Origin of the sequence: Lactobacillus sp. HBUAS51381, assembly GCF_012641095.1 — a bacterium.
Taxonomy (GTDB): Bacteria; Bacillota; Bacilli; order Lactobacillales; family Lactobacillaceae; genus Levilactobacillus.
Map to the genome: position 1 here is coordinate 1 of NZ_JAAVSC010000087.1, position 491 is coordinate 491.

Here is a 491-nt window from a genome sequence, read left to right on the forward strand (position 1 = left end):
ACCTTGGTTTTGACTTTCTTCCATTGCTTCCAGAAATACTGACGGATTCTACTCCGCAACCATGAATCTAGAGTTCTAACGAATGTCGCCATTTTCCCAATGCCATAGTACTGAAGCCATCCACGCATCTTTTGTCGAATCTCTACAAACATTTTGTCCGTAGAGATTCCCCGACTACGTTTGGTTAGGCGCTTTAATTCTTGTTTGACTCGCTCTTTGGCCTGGCGCGCCGGGCGAGCGTAAGCTCCTCCGCGCCCCACACCTAAGGAAAATCCCAAAAATTTAAGGCCCAACGGCGACCCCACTTGTGTCTTTTCTCGATTGACCGTCACTTTCAGGTCTTTTTCCAAGAATTTGGTTACGTTCTCTAACACCCTCCGTCCAGCACGTTTGCTTTTGACATAAATATTACAATCATCGGCATAACGCACGAACTGATGGCCCCGAGAAGTGAGTACTTTATCCAGCTCATTCAAATAGATGTTGGCCAA

General features: G+C 46.4%; 1 protein-coding gene. It reads right to left on the reverse strand.

What is annotated here, in order from left to right:
• Positions 1-491, reverse strand: a 491-nt coding sequence (locus tag HEQ50_RS12630) for a group II intron maturase-specific domain-containing protein (RefSeq protein ID WP_255459910.1), incomplete at both ends; no start/stop codon positions are given.